Source organism: Streptosporangium subroseum (assembly GCF_900188345.1).
GTDB lineage: Bacteria > Actinomycetota > Actinomycetes > Streptosporangiales > Streptosporangiaceae > Streptosporangium > Streptosporangium subroseum.
This window is the reverse complement of the sequence record NZ_FZOD01000048.1, coordinates 1-16,542: the sequence shown is the minus strand read 5'-3', so window position 1 is coordinate 16,542 and position 16,542 is coordinate 1. Positions and strand designations below refer to the sequence as shown.

Sequence of the window (16,542 nt, the reverse complement as noted above, 5' to 3'; positions counted from 1 at the left end):
GCGACGATGAGCGTCCCGACCGGATATTCAAGGACTTCCATGACTTCGGGCACCCTACTGCGGCAGATCACCGACTACGCCAACCGCGCCGATCCCTATCCGCTCTACGCCGAGCTCCGTAAAACGCCGGTGGCGCGGCAGGAGGACGGCGTCTACACCGTCAGCACCTACTGGGAGATCCTCTCCCTGCTGCACGACCCGCGGCTCAGCTCCGATCTGCGCAACCGCACTCCCCAGCCGGGCTGCGCCCTTCCCGTGGAGGAGGACCCGGGACTGCCCGTCAGCTTCATCAGGCTCGATCCACCCGAGCACGACCGGCTGCGCCGCCTGGCGACGCGCCCGTTCGGACCGCCGAAAACCCCCCGGCGGATCTTCAACATGCGCGGCGAGCTCGCGCAGATGATCTCCGAGCTGATCGACGGCTTCCAGGGCAGAAACCAGGTCGACCTCGTCGAGGACTTCGCCTATCCCTTCCCCGTGACGGTGATCTGCAAGCTCCTTGGAGTGCCCCGCCAGGACGAGCCGCGCTTCCACGTCTGGGCCGAGGCGATCGTCGCCGCCCTCGATCCCAACCCGGCCGAGGGTCCCGCCGAACGGCAGCGCGCCTCCGACCAGGCCCGATCCGAGCTGGGCCTGTATCTCGCCGAGCTCATCGAGGAGCACCGCCGCACGCCCGGCGAGGACCTGCTCTCCGCGCTGGCCCTCGACCACGGCCCCGACGGGCAGATGACGTCGGTGGAGCTGATCGCCACCGGGGTCCTGCTGCTGATCGCCGGCCACGAGACCACCGTCAACCTCATCACCAACGGAATGCTCACGCTGCTGCGCTACCCCGACGTCCTCAAGAGGCTGCGGGACGATCCCGGCCTGGCCGTCCCGCTCGTCGAGGAGCTCCTGCGCTACGAGCCCCCGGTGCAGCTCCTGCCGCAGCGCACCGCCCTCGCCGACATCGACATCGCGGGCACCACCATCCCCAGGGGCGCGCCCATCTGGCTCGTCCTGGCCTCCGGCAACCGGGATCCCCAGCGCTTCAGCGATCCCGACCGGTTCGAGCCCGAACGCCAGGACAACCAGCACCTCGGCTTCGGCAGCGGCATCCACTACTGCTTCGGTGCGCCTCTCGCGCGGCTGGAGGCGCAACTCGCACTGACCGAGCTCGCCCGCCGTCTCGGCAACCCCCGGCTGGTGAACGACCCGCCTCCGTACCGGCAGAACCCGGTCCTGCGCGGCCCACGCCACCTCCCGATCGCCTTCGACGATCTCTCCGCATAGATCTGGAGGCCGCCGAGCGCGGCGTTGAACGGGGTCGGTGGTACGCCGGGCCCGGCCGGGAAGACCGTGGTCGGCGGACTTCCGCGACGGCCGACGGATCAGGCCGGTCGGCCGGGGCGTTGAAGGGCGAGAGCGGCGGCCGTGCCGTCGATCAGCGCCCGGAGGCCGTACTCGAAGGTCTCCTCTCCGAACGAACCGCCGCCCTCGCGAAAGGCCACGAGCAGGGTCGCCTCCATGCCCCCGTCGAGCATTTCGGCCAGCGCCGCGATCCGGTCCTGCGGCCCGTCGGCGGACTCCTGACCCTCGGTCCGATCCGCCGGTCCGTCGGCGGACTCCTGACCCTCGATCCGTTCCTGACGGGTGGCCTGCTCCTGCAGGACGGCTCCGTTGGTGTAGTGGGTGAGGGCCGTGATCGTGCGCAGCGCCAGCAACGGGGTGAACCCGTGGCCGACCATCGCGGTCAGCTCCTCATCGAACGTCCTCAACGTCGCCGGGCTCAGCCGGGCGGCGTTGGCGACGATCCGGGCGCCGTCGCGGTGAGCGAGCAGGGACTCCCGGTACGCACGGGCCCGGCGGGCGAGCCAGTCCTGCCAGGACTCGCCGTCGCGGGGCGGGCCCATCCCGGCGGCCACGACGATCGCGTCGGCCATTCCGTCGAGCAGTTCCTGCTTGTTGCGCAGGTGCCAGTAGAGCGCGGGTGACTGGACGCCCAGCTCGGTGGCGAGCCGTCGCACCGTCAACCCGTCCAGCCCGACCTCGTCGAGCAGCCGCAGCGCCGTTTCGATCATCATCTGCCGGGTCAGGCCGACCCGTTTGCTCTTTGCCATCGATTGACACCTTAGCAGTGCTAAGTCAAACTTAGCGCTGCTAAGGAAGCATCGGACTCACCGAGAAAACACCGAGGTCGACAAAATGATCACAACGACATCGGCCGACGGCACCACCGTCCTCGCCGCCGACGAGGGCCGGGGACCGGCCGTCCTCGTCCTCCACCCCGGCTCCGACGACGGGAGGACATGGGGAAAGGTGGCCGGGTTGCTGGCGGCGCGTTTCCGGGTCGTGCGCCTGCACCGCCGCCAGTATCGGCTGGACCTCACCGTCGGCTCACCGTTCTCGATCGCCCAGGAGGTCGACGACGTCCTCGCGGTGGCGAAGGTGACCGGCGAGCCCGTCCTGCTCGTCGGTCACTCCTCCGGCGCGGTGGTCGCGCTGGAGGCCCTGGTGGCCTCGCCGTCGACGTTCGCCGGCGCGGTCCTCTACGAGCCGGCCCTCGTGATCGGCCCTTCGCTGGGGGGCGAGGCGGTCAAGCAGGCCAGGGCGGCGCTCGCCGCCGGCAAACCGGGCAAGGCGATGGCGATCTGGCTGCGCGACGTCATCCGGCTCCCCCCGTGGCTTGCCCGGCTGGGCGGGGCATACGTGGCCGTCCGCCCCCGATATCGCGCGCTCCTCCCACGTCAGCTCGACGACAGCGACGCGCTCGACCAGCTGGGCGTCCGCCTTGACGCCTACGCCCGGATCGAGACTCCGATCATCCTGCTCACCGGCGACCGCAGCCCCGCCCATCTCGGTGAACGGCTCGACGCCCTCGCCCGCAGGCTGCCGCACGCCGAAAAGGTGGTGATGCACGGAAAGGGCCATGCCGCCAACCAGACGGCCCCCGGCAAGGTCGCCCGCATCATCGAAACCCTCGCCGACAGGGTCCTTTGAAGGGGACGCCGGAGAATCCCCGCTTTCAAATTCTGCCGTCCGACATTCAATGGAACACACAACCAAGATCCCGCCATACCGACCGAGGATCGCCGAGGACGACCTGGTCGCCGGGATCGACACCTCGCTCTCCTTCCAGGCCACCGACCCTCGGGCTGCGGTGTCAACGGCCGGTCCGGCGATCATGTCGCCCGGTGGCCGGCCCGCGGACCTGTCCAGGAATCTCGACAACCGCCTCGCCCCGCTTCCGGCAGGCGCCGGACGTTTGACATCTCCTCCCTCTTGACAGATCGTTGTTCATATAAAGGACGTTGATGTCCTATATACGGACAGATTGGGGAGAAGCGGATGCCGTACTACCGCGTCGTGGGTGAGATTCCCCGCAAGCGACATGTGCAGTTTCGGCGGCCCGACGGCGGCCTGTACGCGGAGGAGTTGATGGGCGAGGAGGGCTTCACCAGCGACTCGTCCCTGCTCTACCACCGTCATCTCCCCACCGCGATCATCAAGGCCGAGGCGGTCACGCCCACCGAGAGCACCACGCTGGTCCCCAACCTGCCCCTCTCCCCCCGCCACCTCCGCACCCAGGACCTGCCGACCGGCGGCGACCTGGTCACCGGGCGCGGGCTGCTGGCGGGCAACGCCGACGTCCGCATGTCGTACGCCGCGACCGAGACCCCCAGCGAGCTCTACCGCAACTCCATGGGTGACGAGTGCGTCTACATCGCCACAGGCAGGGTCAGGTTCGAGTCGACCTACGGGGTGATCGAGGCCGACGAGGGCGACTACGTCGTCATCCCCACCGGAACGATCCACCGCTGGGTTCCCCAGGGCCGCGTCACGGCCTTCACCATCGAGGCCGCGGGACACATCCGGCCGCCCAAGCGCTACCTGTCCAAGTACGGCCAGTTCCTGGAGCACGCGCCCTACTGCGAGCGTGACCTGCGCTCCCCGGGAGAGCCTCTGATCGTCGAGGGCGAGGAGGTGCCGGTGCTGGTCCGCACGCGCGGCGGGCTGACCCGGCTGGTCTACCGCAACCACCCGTTCGACGTGGTCGGCTGGGACGGCTGCCTCTATCCCTACGCGTTCAACATCAACGATTTCGAGCCCATCGTGAAGCGCACCCACGCCCCGCCGCCGGTGCACCAGACCTTCGAGGGCCCGAACTTCGTGATCTGCTCGTTCTGCCCCCGGCCGCTCGACTTCCACCCCGACGCCGTCCCCATCCCCTACAACCACCACAACGTCGACTCCGACGAGCTGATGTTCTACGCGGGCGGCGACTACACCGCGCGCAAGGGCTCGGGCATCGACGTCGGCTCGATCTCGCTGCACCCGGCCGGGTTCACGCACGGCCCGCAGCCGGGCGCCGTCGAGGCGGTCATCGAGGCGGTACGGCAGGGGCACACGCAGACGAGCGAGCTGGCCGTGATGGTCGACACCTTCCGCCCGCTGGACCTGGGTCCCGCGGGACTGTCGGTGGAGGACTCCGCCTACGCGTGGACGTGGGCCCGGTGACGCTCTTCCACGGCCTCGTCGACGATGCCGGGCTGTTCCCCCCGACCTCCCTGCCGATGGCCGAGGCTCTGGAGCGGCACCGGACCGATCTGGCCGGGAACAACCCGGTGCTCACCCATCGCTTTCTCTGCCCGGCCAGCCGCCTGGCGGAACTCCGTGCCCACCTGACCTTCCCGATCCGGCTCGGGCTCATCCTGGACACCCCGGACGTCCCATCGCCCGGGGACGTCGCCGTCGAGCTCGTCGAGGTACGGCAGCCGCCCGGCGATTCACCCGCCGCCGTGTCCGAACGGCTGAACCCCCTGCTACCCGGCGGAGCCCGGCTGTTCGTGGAGGTCCCCCCCGGGAACCACACGTTCCCGCCCCACGACACCGCTCCGCCGGGTTCCTCGCCCCACGACGCCACCCGGCCAAGCCCGGACTCCCCGTCCCCCGCCGCCCTGCCGGGTTCCTCGCCCCACGACGCCACCCGGCCCGGTCTGAAGTTCCGCTGCGGCGGGCTCACCGCCGACGCCTTCCCCACCGCCCATGACCTGGGCGCCGCCATCACCCACTGCGTCGAGCACGGGATCCCGTTCAAGGCGACCGCCGGGCTGCACAACGCGGTCCGCCACTTCGACCCCGCGCTGGGTGTGGACAGGCACGGCTTCCTCAACCTGGTCCTCGCGGTCTGCGCGGCCGTCGAGGGCCGCGACCCGGTGCTGGTGCTGAAGCTGACCGACGTCGGCGAGCTGGTACGGCTGGCGCAGGCCGTACCGGATGACACCGCCGGGCGAGCCAGGAGTCTGCTGGTGTCGTACGGCTCGTGCAGCACAAAAACCCCGATCGAGGACCTGGTGGCCCTCGGCCTGATCGCTCAGTGGCCGTCCGAGGCCGTGGGCGTGGACCTCCAGGACCGGCAGAGGTCCGACGCGAGCATCAACACAGAGGAGAACGCCTGATGTCCTGGGGCCTGGAGAACCTTCCCTACGGGGTCTTCTCCCGCAACGAGAGCGAGATCCCCCGCGTCGGCGTGCGGTACGGCGACCACGTGGTCGACCTCGCCGGAGCCCTGCACGACGAGGTGTTCGCCACCGGTTCGCTCAACGCCTTCCTGTCCAGGGGCCCCGCCGCGTGGCGGGACACCCGGGCCGTGATCCAGAACAAGCTGAGCACCGACCAGACGGCGGTCGAGCCGCACCTGATCCCGCTGGACCAGGTCACGCTGCACCTGCCGATCGAGGTGGCCGACTACGTCGACTTCTACTGCTCGCTGGAGCACGCCTCCAACCTCGGCCGGATGTTCCGCCCCAACGAGGAGCCGCTGAAGCCGAACTGGCGGCAGCTTCCGGTCGGCTACCACGGCAGGGCCGGGACCGTCGTCGCGTCCGGCACCTCGATCGTCAGGCCGTCCGGGCAGCGCGGTGCGGGGCTCTTCGGGCCCTCGGCCAAGCTGGACATCGAGGCGGAGGTCGGATTTGTCGTCGGCACGCCGACCGCCCTCGGCGACCGGGCCGGCCGGTTCGAGGACCACGTGTTCGGCGTCACGCTGGTCAACGACTGGAGCGCCAGGGACATCCAGGCCTGGGAGTACGTCCCGCTGGGCCCCTTCCTCGGCAAGTCCTTCGCCACCTCGATCTCACCGTGGATCACCCCGCTCGCGGCCCTGTCGCAGGCCCGCGTCGCAGGCAGGGAACAGGATCCCGAGCCGCACGACTACCTGCGCCGTCAGGAGCGGTGGGGGCTCGACCTGAGCCTGGAGGTCGCGATCAACGGCGAGGTCGTCTCCCGCCCGCCGTACCGGGACATGTACTGGACGCCCGACCAGATGCTCGCCCACATGACCGTCAACGGCGCGTCCCTGCGCACCGGCGACCTGTACGCCAGCGGCACGGTCTCCGGCGCCGAGCCGGGAGAGCGGGGGTCGCTGATCGAGCTGACCTGGAACGGCACCGAGCCGCTCAAACTGCCCGACGGCTCGGCCAGGGCCTTCCTGGAGGACGGCGACACCGTCACGATCACCGCGACCGCCCCCGGTCCCGGAGGGGCTGTGATCACTCTGGGCGAGGTGTCGGGAACCGTCGTGCCCGCCAGGTAGGTCCACGACATGACCCAGCGTGCCCGATCGATCACCGACAGGCGGAACGGAGGCGGCTGCCGGTGAATTTCGCCGGTTCGAGAGCGGCCGCGAAACCGGGACGGCGAGGACCGGGAGACCGAGCCGGGAAAACGGGGAAACGAGGAAACGGGGAAACGGAGCCGGGGCGGATCGGAAAACCCCGCCGGGAACGGTGGGGGAACCGATTCGCAATCGCGACACGGCAACCTCCGGCGGGCGTCCGAATAACGACATACGGTAGAGGAAGGAACCTCTCGGACGCCCGCCCCGTTTAATGAGTAGTAGGAGGGCCGGAGCATGGATGACTGGATCATCTGGTTGATTTTCGCGGTGGTACTGGGCGTCGCGGAACTCTTCACCTTGACCACGGCTCTCGGCCTGCTCGGCGGCGCAGCGCTGCTCACCTCCGTCGCCGCCGTTCTCGGCCTGCCGGTCCCCCTCCAGCTCCTGGTTTTCGCGGCCTCCCTGGCCGCCGGGGTGGTCGTGGTGCGGCCCATCGCCAAACGACACCTCAAGCTCCAGCCCTCAAGCAAGCGTTTCGGGATCCAGGCCCTCGTCGGCAAAACCGCCTACGTCCTGCGCGAGGTGAACGGCCGGGAAGGCAGGGTGCAGATCGGCGGGGAGGAATGGTCGGCCAAGGCATACGACGAGACGCTAGTGATTCCTGCGGGAGCGGTCGTCGACGTTATCGAGATCGAAGGCGCCACCGCGCTCGTATATCCCCGGGAGTAACCCTATGGATGCATTCCTGATTGTCGGACTGCTCATCGTCTTGTTCGCCGTTTTGACGGTGGTGCGGTCGGTGCGCATCGTCCCCCAGGCCCGTGCCCGCAACGTGGAGCGGCTCGGCCGTTACCACAGCACGCTCAAGCCTGGCCTGAGCTTCGTGATTCCCTATATCGACCGGGTCTACCCGATGATCGATCTCCGCGAGCAGGTGGTCTCCTTCCGCCCGCAGCCGGTGATCACCGAGGACAACCTGGTCGTCGAGATCGACACCGTGCTCTACTTCCAGGTCACCGACCCCCGGGCGGCGGCCTACGAGATCGCGAACTACATCCAGGCCGTCGAGCAGCTCACGGTCACCACCCTGCGTAACGTCGTCGGCTCGCTGGACCTGGAGATGACCCTCACCTCCCGCGACACGATCAACAGCCAGCTCCGGGGCGTGCTGGACGAGGCGACCGGCAAGTGGGGCATCCGGGTGAACCGGGTGGAGATCAAGGCCATCGACCCGCCCAAGAGCATCAAAGAGGCGATGGAGAAGCAGATGCGCGCCGAGCGTGACAAGCGCGCCGCGATCCTCAACGCCGAAGGCCAGCGGCAGTCCCAGATCCTCACCGCCGAAGGTGACAAGCAGAGCGCGGTCCTGCGCGCCGAGGGTGACCGCAGCGCCGCGATCCTCAAGGCCCAGGGTCAGTCCCAGGCCATCGACGAGGTCTTCCAGGCGGTCCACCGCAACGATCCGGACCCGCAGCTGCTGGCCTACCAGTATCTGCAGATGCTGCCTGAGCTCGCCAAGGGCCCGGGCAACACGTTCTGGGTGATTCCCAGCGAGGTCACCTCCGCTCTGCAGGGCGTCTCGAAGGCCTTCACCGAGGTCCTTCCCCGCTCGGCCGCCACCCGCGAGGCCAGTGAGATCCCTGAGATCAGTGAGACGGCCGCCAGGGAGTCGGCCGAGGCGGAGAAGGCCGCGGCCGAGGCGGTGGCCGAAGCCGCCGAGACCGACTCCGGCCTCCGCCAGCTCGGTTCCGCGGCCACCGCCCACGCCGACCCTCTCGCCGACCTGCAGGAGAACCGCCACCGCACCACCCCCTGATCCCTTCCCGCGGTTCCGATGACGCGTTTCATGGCTCACCCGGTGTCTCCGTCCTTTGCGGCGAGACGGAGGCACCGGGTTCGAGCACTTCACGGTGATCCATGCCCTCGGCGATGACGACGCCCTCGACACACTCCGGCGGCACGTTCAGGACACCGGGTTCGAGCACTTCACGGTGATCCATGCCCTCGATGGTGGCAGCGCCCTCGGCACACTCCGGCGGCACGTTCCAGGTTGTCCCGACGCGACCGGCGGGCACAGGATGTAGTTTAGATTTCAACAACATCACGCCGGACACAGCGGGTCGGGACGATCTCGATCCGGAGGACGGACAATGACCATCGAGACACAGGCCCACAGCCGCACCGTCGACCGGGTCGAGACCAAGCAGCGCACCGGGCACGATGCCCAGGTCGACGACAAGGCGATCATCATCGCGCCGACCAACCCCGTGCGCACCGACCCGTTCCTGGTCCTGAGCGAGGACTGGTTCTCCTCCCCGGGCTTCGAATGGCATCCGCACCGCGGGCTGGAGACCGTCACGACGGTCCTGGACGGAGTCCTCGAACACGGTGACAACGCCGGCAACGTCGGCGCTCTGCAGGCCGGTGGCGTCCAGTGGATGACCGCCGGACGAGGGATCATCCACCGCGAGTTGGCCTACCGCAACGAGCATGCGCACACGTTGCAGCTGTGGCTGAACCTGCCCGCGCGCTCCAGGATGGTCGACACCCGATACCAGGACGTTCTGGCGGCGGCCCGGCCGCAGATCATCAGCCCCGGGGCAACCGTGGACCTCATCTCGGGCACCATCGGCGGCGTGAGCGGACCCGCGCTGAACCACTGGCCGGTGCAGGGCGCGATGGTCACCCTCGATCCCGGCGCCACGCTGGAATACGTCCTGCCGGCGCATCACCGGGCGTTCGCGTACATGATCAACGGCGAGGCCCGCGTGGCCGGACGCGTGGTCCGGGCGGGGCAGATCGCCTGGTCCGACCCGCTGGGCCGGAGCCAGAAGGACAGCACCCTGCGGCTCGCCGCGGCCGACCGCGGAGAGCAGGCCAAGCTGATGATCTACAGCGGCCGGCCGATCGCCGAGCCGATCGCCATGGGCGGGCCGTTCGTGATGAACAAGCGCACCGAGATCGCGCAGGCGTTCGCGGACTTCCACGCCGGCAAGTTCGGCGCCGTACCTCGCCAGGCACGCCTGAAGCACGCGTGACCGGCGCACGCGGAACACGCGTGACCGCACACCTGAAACACGTGTGATCGCACGCCTGAAGCACGCGTGACCGCACCCGGCCCCGCTGTGAGGGCGGCTCCCCTTCCCGCGAAGGGCCTTTCGGCTCCGCCTGCCCCCGGCCGACCGGATCCCCTTCGGACCCGCCCTCCCCGCAACCGGATCCGAAGTCCCGCCGCCCGTCCGTCCGGGGTGCCATCGAGACCACTCTCCTCATCACCGGATCCGGAGTCCCCGCAGCTCGGTCCGTCCCACAAGTGGTCAGTGCCCTCTTGGATCCGCCCACCTCACACGTGGATCTGGAGTCCCAGCAGACGGAATGTGAAGCAGCACTGTGGGCAGGGTTAAGAAAAGCGCGATGGACACCTTCAGAGCACACCGGGCACAGTGCGTAAAGTCGGAGCCGAGGGGGAATCTTTGATGAAGGCGCTGGTCAAGGAGAGGGCCGAACCCGGCCTGTGGTTGGTGGACGTGCCGGAGCCGGTCGTCGGGCCGGGAGAAGTGCTGATCAAGGTGCTGCGCACCGGGATCTGCGGCACGGACCTGCACATCCGGAGCTTCGACGCGTGGGCGCAGCAGACGCTGCGGATACCGCTCATCATCGGACACGAGTTCTGCGGCGAGGTCGTCGAGGTGGCGCCGGGGGTCGAGGACATCGCACCCGGCGATCTGGTCAGCGGCGAGGGGCACCTGGTCTGCGGAAAGTGCCGCAACTGCATGGCCGGACGCCGGCACCTGTGCCGCAACACGGTCGGGCTGGGGGTGAATCGTGACGGCGCCTTCGCCGAATACGTGACGCTTCCGGCCTCCAACGTCTGGGTGCACCGGATGCCGGTGGACCTCGACGTCGCTGCGATCTTCGATCCGTTCGGCAACGCCGTACACACCGCCCTGTCGTTCCCGATGGTCGGCGAGGACGTGCTGATCACGGGCGCCGGGCCGATCGGGCTGATGGCCGCCGCGGTGGCCACGCACGTGGGCGCCCGCAACGTGGTCATCACCGACGTCAGCCCCGAACGGCTGGAGCTGGCCCGCAAGCTCGGCGTCACCCTGGCGCTGAACGTCGCCGAGACGTCCGTCACGGAAGGCCTGCACCGGCTGGGCATGCGTGAGGGCTTCGACGTGGGCCTGGAGATGTCCGGGCACCCGCAGGCGCTCCGCGACATGATCGCCAATCTGTCGCACGGCGGAAAGATCGCCATGCTCGGGCTGCCCGCCCAGGAGTTCGCCGTCGACTTCGCGACGATCGTGACCTCGATGATCACCATCAAGGGCATCTACGGCCGGGAGATGTACGAGACGTGGTACGCCATGTCCGTGCTTCTGGAGAAGGGCCTCGACCTCTCCCCCGTGATCACCGATCGCTTCTCCTACCGCGACTTCGACGCGGCCTTCGACACCGCCGCGAGCGGTAAGACCGGCAAGATCATCCTGGATTGGACCGCCTGATGTTCGACAATCTCCGCGACGACTTCCGCGCGACCCTGGACGAGATCTCCGCGGCGGGACTGCTCAAGCCAGAACGGGTCATCACCACCCCGCAGCGCGCGGGCATCGCCGTCGCCGGCGGCGGGGAGGTGCTCAACTTCTGCGCCAACAACTACCTGGGCCTGGCCGACCATCCCGAGGTCGTGGCCGCCGCCAAGGAGGCGCTGGACCGCTGGGGCTTCGGCATGGCGTCGGTCCGCTTCATCTGTGGCACCCAGGAGGTGCACAAGGAGCTGGAGGCGCGGCTGTCGGACTTCCTCGGCCAGGAGGACACGGTCCTGTACAGCTCGTGCTTCGACGCCAACGGCGGCGTGTTCGAGACGCTGCTCGACGACCGCGACGCGGTGATCTCCGACGCCCTCAACCACGCGAGCGTCATCGACGGCATCCGCCTGAGCAAGGCGCGCCGCCTGCGCTACGCCAACCGCGACATGGCCGAGCTGGAGGCGAGGCTCAAGGAGTCCGCCGACGCCCGGCGCAAACTGATCGTCACCGACGGCGTCTTCTCCATGGACGGCTACGTCACGCCGCTGGACGAGATCTGCGACCTGGCGGAGCGCTACGGCGCCATGGTCATGGTCGACGACTCGCACGCGGTCGGCTTCGTCGGCGACGGCGGCCGGGGCACCCCCGAACTGCACGGCGTGATGGACCGGGTCGACATCATCACCGGCACGCTCGGCAAGGCGCTCGGCGGGGCCAGCGGCGGTTACGTGGCGGCACGCAAGGAGATCTGCGAGCTGCTCCGCCAGCGTTCCCGCCCCTACCTGTTCTCGAACTCGCTCGCGCCCGTGATCGCCGCCGCGTCCCTGCGCGTCCTCGACCTGATCAGCGGTTCCAACGAGGCCCGTGAGCACCTGCGCGCCAACACCGCCCGGTTCCGCGCCAAGATGACCGAGGCCGGGTTCGACATCCTGCCCGGTGACCACCCCATCGTCCCCGTGATGATCGGCGACGCCGCCGAGGCCTCCGCGATGGCCGAGCGCCTGCTGGAGCGGGGCATCTACGTCATCGGCTTCTCCTACCCCGTGGTCCCGTCCGGCCAGGCCCGGATCCGGGTCCAGCTCTCGGCGGCCCACTCCACCGAGGACGTGGACCGGGCCGTGGAGGCGTTCATCGCCGCACGCGGGTAACCTCCGGCCCCGTACGGCGGAGGACCACGCGCCCGTACGGCGGGCGGCATCACGGAACCCGTACTATGACCGGCCCCCGCCCGGTACGGCGAGTGGCACCCCGCCCGCACGGCGGACGGCATCACGGAACCCGTACGACGAGTGGTTTCCCGTCTCCGCGACAATGGAGGCGTGATTGACACGCGGCGGCTCAGGACACTGCGCGCGGTGGCCGACCATCGGACGGTCACCGCCGCGGCCGCCGCACTCCACCTGACCCCCTCGGCGGTCTCCCAGCAGCTCGTCGCGCTGGAGCACGAGGTGGGTCACCGCCTGCTGGAACGCGACGGCCGGGGCGTGCGGCTGACCGCCGTCGGCCGGATCCTTCTCGGCCACACCAACGAGGTCCTCGCCCAGCTTGAGCGGGCCGGAGCCGACATCGCCGCCTACACGGCCGGTACGGCGGGCGAGGTGAAGGTGGCCTCCTTCGCCACCGCGATCGGGCTGGTCGTGGCACCGGCCATGGACACGCTCCGGGACAAGGAGCCGGGCATTCAGGTACGGGTTCTGGACGCCGAGGGCGACCAGAGCCTCACCATGGTCCTGGACGGCGCGGTGGACGTCGCCGTCGCCGTCGAATATCGCGGGGCACCCGGCGAGGACGACCTGCGACTGTTCCGGATCCCCCTCTACTCCGAGCCGTTCGACATCGTGCTTCCCCGGGACCACCCCTTGGCGGCCGTCCCGGATCACGACGGAGAGGCGGCGCCCGCTCCGGAACGCGACGCGGAGATGCCACCGACCCCGGAACATGACGCCAGGACGGCACCGGTCGACACGTCACCGGCCTCCACACACGACCCGAGGGCGCTGCCGGTCGACACGCCGCCGACCCCCGAGCGCGACACCAGGACACTGCCGGTCGACACGCCGCCGACCCCCGAGCGCGACACCAGGACACTGCCGGTCGACACGCCGCCGACCTCCGAGCGCGGCACCAGGACACTGTCGGTCGCCGACCTGTCCGGCGAGATCTGGATCGGCCCCTACCCGGGTAACCCCTGCCACGACGTGATCGCGCTGGCCTGCGAGCACGCGGGGTTCACCCCGGAGTTCGCCCACTCCTCCGACGACTTCAGCGCGGTCGTCGCGCTGGCCGCCGCCGGGGCCGGGGTGGCGATGGTGCCCCGGCTCGCCCTGCGCGGCACCGACCTTTCCGGCGTGGTGATCCGCCCGGTGCCGGGCCCGAAACGCCGCGTCTTCGCAGCCGTACGGCGAGGCGCGGAACGCCACCCCCTGCTCATCCCCCTGCTCCACGCCCTCCAGGACGCGGCGACGGCCCTGCGCCAGGCCCCGTCCATGTGACGGAGACCCCCGGCGGGACGCTCCAACGGGGAAGAGGAGCTAACGGCGCATGTCGCAGATCCTCCGAGGGAGACACACCGGGTCCGTCCGGACACGGGGTTCGCCGGCCACCCAGGCCCGCGTCCACGACCTCGATACGCGGCAACCCGACATACGCCACCAACCGCAAGACCAGCGGGTCGACGGTGAGAGGTCCGGACAACCCTGACAGGCCTGGCGGATCATTTGGCCGGGTCGCGGAGCCGGGACCGAAGTGTTGCCGGCGAGGCGTTTCAGCGGTGCAACGCGCATACGAGTTGTCAGGGATACCCTGACGATCTAAGGTGTCAGGGAAGCCCTGACAACTGAGGAGTGCGCTGTGACACTGCCTGACACCCTGACCGAACTCGCCCGGTGTTCCTTCTGCGGCAAGCCGTCCACCGAGGTCGACAAGCTGGTCGCCGGCGCCGGCGTTTACATCTGCAACGAGTGCGTGGCCCTGTCCGCGTCGATCATCGACGGGAGCCACAGCAGCCCCGCGGGACCGCCCGTGCCCATGTGGCAGTCACTGACCGACGAGGAGATGCTGGGCCACATTCCGCGCGTCGCCGCGCACATCGACCAGGCCGAGGCCGACCTGCGCTCGTGGGTGCAGGAGCTGCGGCGGCGCGGCGTCACCTGGGCCAGGATCGGGGAAGCTCTCGGGATCACCCGCCAGTCCGCGTGGGAGCGGTTCTCCGGCGAGGAGTGACGCGATCTGGAAGGACGATCACCTGGAGACCTGCGGAGCGGACGTCCCGGTGAGGTGCTCGTCCGAGTGCTGTGGATCCGCGGGAAGCTCGCACCAGACGGTCCGGCCGGGTTCCTGGCCATTTGAGCTGTGTCCCCAGTTCCCGTCCGAGAGCACGCCGACGATCGCCAATCCCCGTCCGCTCTCCGCGAGAGGGATCGCCGGGTCTGCTCGGGCACGGGGTTCGCCGGCGCTCAGACCCGCGTCCACGACCTCGATGCGCAGCAGCCCGTCATACGTCACCAACCGTAGGAGCAGCGGGTCACCGGCCTCGAATCCGGCGGCACCGTGCCGGGCGTGCTGTACGGCATTGGTCACCAGCTCGGACACGGCCAGCCGCGCGTTCTCGTAGGCCGGATGATTCTCGCCCAGCCATTTGCGGATCTCATCGCGCGCCTGCGAAGGGGACTCGCGATTGCCGGGCAGAAATATCTCTCTGCATGTCTCCAGATTCATCGGCTCGTCCCCAGAGGTGGCTGACCCGGTAGCTCCCATTCGTCCATGCACGTCAATCAGTGGGGTTCCATGAAAGCCTGGGATCGGTCCCGTCCCAACCCGACCAGGCCCCCACCAGACCGCGGGTTTCCGGCAGGCGAAGGTGGCTTGTTTTCGCTGTTTTGGGGCTGTTTATCCCCGGAGGTTCGGCGTCGCTCGCTCCGGCCGGTGGGGGATGGGTGTGGTCGGCGTGGTCGGTTGGCGTGGGCCCGTAATGATCGGTCGAGGCCGAACCCTCAACACCGCCCTGAACATGCAACAACGGCAACCGCAACACAAAACGCGCCCCCCGCGGCGAATCCTCGATCCGCAAACTCCCCCGATGCGCCTCAGCGATATCCCGCGAAATAGCCAACCCCAAACCACTGCCCCCCGCATCCCGACGCCGCCCATCGGCCAACCGGGTAAACCGCTCAAACACCCGCTCCCGATCGGCCGGCGCCACCCCCGCCCCATCATCGACCACCGCCAACACCGCCCGACCATCGATCGCCTCCACCGACACCTCCACACTGGCAGCCGCATGCCGGCGAGCATTACTCAGCAAATTACCCACCACCCGAATCAACCGGATCTGCGAACCCGACACCCACACCCCCGACGCCGCATGCACATACACCGCCACCCCCGCACTCTGCGAAACCTGCATCGCCTCCTCCGTCACCAACTTGCCCAGATCAATCAACTCCCGCGCCGCCGGCTCCGCCACCCGCAACCGCGCCAGCAACAACAAATCATTGACAATCGCCTCCAACCTCCCCGTCGCCGACAGCGCCCCCCGAATACTGTCGACCGCATCCACCTCATCGGGATACAGCAACGCCTCCTCCAACTGCATCCGCAACCCCGCGATCGGAGTCCGCAACTCATGCGAGGTCGTCGAGGCAAACTGCCGCTGCTGCTCCACCACCTCCTGCAACCGCTCCAAACTCTGATTCGCCGTGCGCGCCAGCAACGCGAACTCATCCTCACCCGCCGGCACCGGCACCCGCAGACTCACATCACTACCGGTGATCTCCGCCATCCGCGCCCGGATCGCCGCCACCGGCCGCAACGTCCGACCCACCACCCACCACGTCAACCACCCCGCCAAACCCAGCAACACCAACGCCGCCACCGCCAAGAACAACTCCAGATAATGCCGACCCAGCAACCGCGGCTCCGCACTACCGGCATAGATCACCGGCGCCTCCGGGGCCGGCGAGACCCGGATCGCCATCAACAACAACCCGTTGTCATGCAACCGCTGGAAACGGTCGTTGGACGGCGGCCTGATGGCACTCAACGGCGCGCGCCCCCGCGCGCGCCGGCTCGCCCGTACCACCGCCCCCTGGGCGTCGACCAGCTGCACCAGATCCACCCCGCCCGAAGCCGGAATCATCTCGGGCATTCCTCCGGTTCGAGCCGCCGCACTCCACTGGCTGGCCACCCGCTCGGCGCTTTTGAACACGTCGTCCTCGATGCGATAGCGGATCACCAGATCGCAGCTCACCCCCACCACGACCAGCACCACCAGCAACAACGCCGTCGCCGCCGTGGTGTATCGCCCCTGGATCGAACGCAGGCGCAGGATCGAACGCAAACGCGATACCAACCTCACCGTGTCTCCTTCCAGGATGGGTACCTACCGACGACCGGGCCATCACGCCGCAGAAGCCC

16 protein-coding genes are annotated in these 16,542 nt (G+C 69.0%); 12 read left to right on the top strand and 4 right to left on the bottom strand.

What is annotated here, in order from left to right:
- Positions 1-39 precede the first annotated feature (39 nt).
- On the top strand, positions 40-1,272 hold the full coding sequence (locus CHC08_RS33765) for a cytochrome P450 (protein ID WP_089211443.1): 1,233 nt from the start codon (positions 40-42) through the stop codon (positions 1,270-1,272).
- A 98-nt stretch (positions 1,273-1,370) separates the two neighbouring features.
- Here CHC08_RS33765 and CHC08_RS33760 read toward each other — a convergent pair whose 3' ends face one another.
- The gene (locus tag CHC08_RS33760; RefSeq protein WP_089211442.1) at positions 1,371-2,099 is read right to left on the bottom strand and encodes a TetR/AcrR family transcriptional regulator C-terminal domain-containing protein; all 729 of its coding nucleotides are present in this window, start codon (positions 2,097-2,099) and stop codon (positions 1,371-1,373) included.
- 85 nt (positions 2,100-2,184) lie between these two features.
- Here CHC08_RS33760 and CHC08_RS33755 point away from each other — a divergent pair, with 85 nt between their 5' ends.
- From CHC08_RS33755 to CHC08_RS33720, 6 genes are all read left to right on the top strand, one after another.
- A complete protein-coding gene (locus CHC08_RS33755; protein WP_089211441.1) occupies positions 2,185-2,979 on the top strand; it encodes an alpha/beta fold hydrolase in 795 nt (264 codons plus the stop codon).
- Between the two features lie 348 nt (positions 2,980-3,327).
- Positions 3,328-4,497 (top strand): homogentisate 1,2-dioxygenase, encoded by a 1,170-nt coding sequence (locus tag CHC08_RS33745; protein ID WP_089211439.1) that lies wholly within the window; start codon positions 3,328-3,330, stop codon positions 4,495-4,497.
- On the top strand, positions 4,479-5,438 hold the full coding sequence (locus CHC08_RS49930; RefSeq protein WP_179282361.1) for a hypothetical protein: 960 nt from the start codon (positions 4,479-4,481) through the stop codon (positions 5,436-5,438). The genes CHC08_RS33745 and CHC08_RS49930 overlap by 19 nt, the downstream gene beginning before the upstream one ends.
- Complete coding sequence (gene fahA, locus CHC08_RS33730) at positions 5,438-6,574, top strand: fumarylacetoacetase (protein ID WP_089211438.1); 1,137 nt, start codon at positions 5,438-5,440, stop codon at positions 6,572-6,574. The genes CHC08_RS49930 and fahA overlap by 1 nt, the downstream gene beginning before the upstream one ends.
- Before the next feature lie 318 nt (positions 6,575-6,892).
- Positions 6,893-7,327 carry an NfeD family protein gene (locus CHC08_RS33725; RefSeq protein WP_089211437.1) on the top strand — a complete coding sequence of 145 codons (435 nt, stop codon included), beginning with the start codon at positions 6,893-6,895 and terminating at the stop codon, positions 7,325-7,327.
- A gap of 4 nt (positions 7,328-7,331) precedes the next feature.
- Positions 7,332-8,414, top strand: a complete 1,083-nt coding sequence (locus CHC08_RS33720) for an SPFH domain-containing protein (protein ID WP_089211436.1) — start codon at positions 7,332-7,334, stop codon at positions 8,412-8,414.
- Between the two features lie 28 nt (positions 8,415-8,442).
- Here CHC08_RS33720 and CHC08_RS48665 read toward each other — a convergent pair whose 3' ends face one another.
- Positions 8,443-8,673: a hypothetical protein gene (locus CHC08_RS48665; protein WP_143653439.1), complete on the bottom strand. Its 231-nt coding sequence runs from the start codon at positions 8,671-8,673 to the stop codon at positions 8,443-8,445.
- Between the two features lie 75 nt (positions 8,674-8,748).
- Here CHC08_RS48665 and CHC08_RS33710 point away from each other — a divergent pair, with 75 nt between their 5' ends.
- The 5 genes from CHC08_RS33710 (at position 8,749) to CHC08_RS52550 (ending at position 14,349) form a co-directional block, all read left to right on the top strand.
- The gene (locus CHC08_RS33710; RefSeq protein WP_089211434.1) at positions 8,749-9,636 is read left to right on the top strand and encodes a pirin family protein; all 888 of its coding nucleotides are present in this window, start codon (positions 8,749-8,751) and stop codon (positions 9,634-9,636) included.
- Positions 9,637-10,074: 438 nt separating this feature from the next.
- Entirely contained in the window at positions 10,075-11,103 is a 1,029-nt protein-coding gene (gene tdh / locus CHC08_RS33705) for an L-threonine 3-dehydrogenase (protein ID WP_089211433.1), read from the top strand.
- Positions 11,103-12,275 carry a glycine C-acetyltransferase gene (locus CHC08_RS33700; RefSeq protein WP_089211481.1) on the top strand — a complete coding sequence of 391 codons (1,173 nt, stop codon included), beginning with the start codon at positions 11,103-11,105 and terminating at the stop codon, positions 12,273-12,275. Before tdh ends, CHC08_RS33700 begins: the two co-directional genes overlap by 1 nt.
- Before the next feature lie 171 nt (positions 12,276-12,446).
- Positions 12,447-13,619, top strand: coding sequence for a LysR family transcriptional regulator (locus tag CHC08_RS33695; protein WP_089211432.1), 1,173 nt, complete (start codon positions 12,447-12,449; stop codon positions 13,617-13,619).
- A gap of 358 nt (positions 13,620-13,977) precedes the next feature.
- The gene (locus tag CHC08_RS52550) at positions 13,978-14,349 is read left to right on the top strand and encodes a ClpX C4-type zinc finger protein (RefSeq protein WP_089211431.1); all 372 of its coding nucleotides are present in this window, start codon (positions 13,978-13,980) and stop codon (positions 14,347-14,349) included.
- An 18-nt stretch (positions 14,350-14,367) separates the two neighbouring features.
- Here CHC08_RS52550 and CHC08_RS33685 read toward each other — a convergent pair whose 3' ends face one another.
- Together CHC08_RS33685 and CHC08_RS52545 are read right to left on the bottom strand one after the other, a co-directional pair.
- Positions 14,368-14,844: an ATP-binding protein gene (locus tag CHC08_RS33685; protein WP_179282359.1), complete on the bottom strand. Its 477-nt coding sequence runs from the start codon at positions 14,842-14,844 to the stop codon at positions 14,368-14,370.
- 52 nt (positions 14,845-14,896) lie between these two features.
- The gene (locus tag CHC08_RS52545) at positions 14,897-16,483 is read right to left on the bottom strand and encodes a sensor histidine kinase (RefSeq protein WP_089211429.1); all 1,587 of its coding nucleotides are present in this window, start codon (positions 16,481-16,483) and stop codon (positions 14,897-14,899) included.
- Between the last annotated feature and the right edge of the window lie 59 nt (positions 16,484-16,542).

What these genes read in the sequence shown, in the direction of transcription:
- CHC08_RS33725 (WP_089211437.1), top strand. Translation starts at nt 6,893, where the DNA reads ATGGATGACTGGATCATCTGGTTGATTTTCGCGGTGGTACTGGGCGTC.
- CHC08_RS33760 (WP_089211442.1), bottom strand. Translation starts at nt 2,099, where the DNA reads ATGGCAAAGAGCAAACGGGTCGGCCTGACCCGGCAGATGATGATCGAA.
- CHC08_RS33700 (WP_089211481.1), top strand. Translation starts at nt 11,103, where the DNA reads ATGTTCGACAATCTCCGCGACGACTTCCGCGCGACCCTGGACGAGATC.
- CHC08_RS33685 (WP_179282359.1), bottom strand. Translation starts at nt 14,844, where the DNA reads ATGAATCTGGAGACATGCAGAGAGATATTTCTGCCCGGCAATCGCGAG.
- tdh (WP_089211433.1), top strand. Translation starts at nt 10,075, where the DNA reads ATGAAGGCGCTGGTCAAGGAGAGGGCCGAACCCGGCCTGTGGTTGGTG.
- CHC08_RS33755 (WP_089211441.1), top strand. Translation starts at nt 2,185, where the DNA reads ATGATCACAACGACATCGGCCGACGGCACCACCGTCCTCGCCGCCGAC.
- CHC08_RS33710 (WP_089211434.1), top strand. Translation starts at nt 8,749, where the DNA reads ATGACCATCGAGACACAGGCCCACAGCCGCACCGTCGACCGGGTCGAG.
- CHC08_RS33745 (WP_089211439.1), top strand. Translation starts at nt 3,328, where the DNA reads ATGCCGTACTACCGCGTCGTGGGTGAGATTCCCCGCAAGCGACATGTG.
- CHC08_RS33720 (WP_089211436.1), top strand. Translation starts at nt 7,332, where the DNA reads ATGGATGCATTCCTGATTGTCGGACTGCTCATCGTCTTGTTCGCCGTT.
- CHC08_RS33765 (WP_089211443.1), top strand. Translation starts at nt 40, where the DNA reads ATGACTTCGGGCACCCTACTGCGGCAGATCACCGACTACGCCAACCGC.
- fahA (WP_089211438.1), top strand. Translation starts at nt 5,438, where the DNA reads ATGTCCTGGGGCCTGGAGAACCTTCCCTACGGGGTCTTCTCCCGCAAC.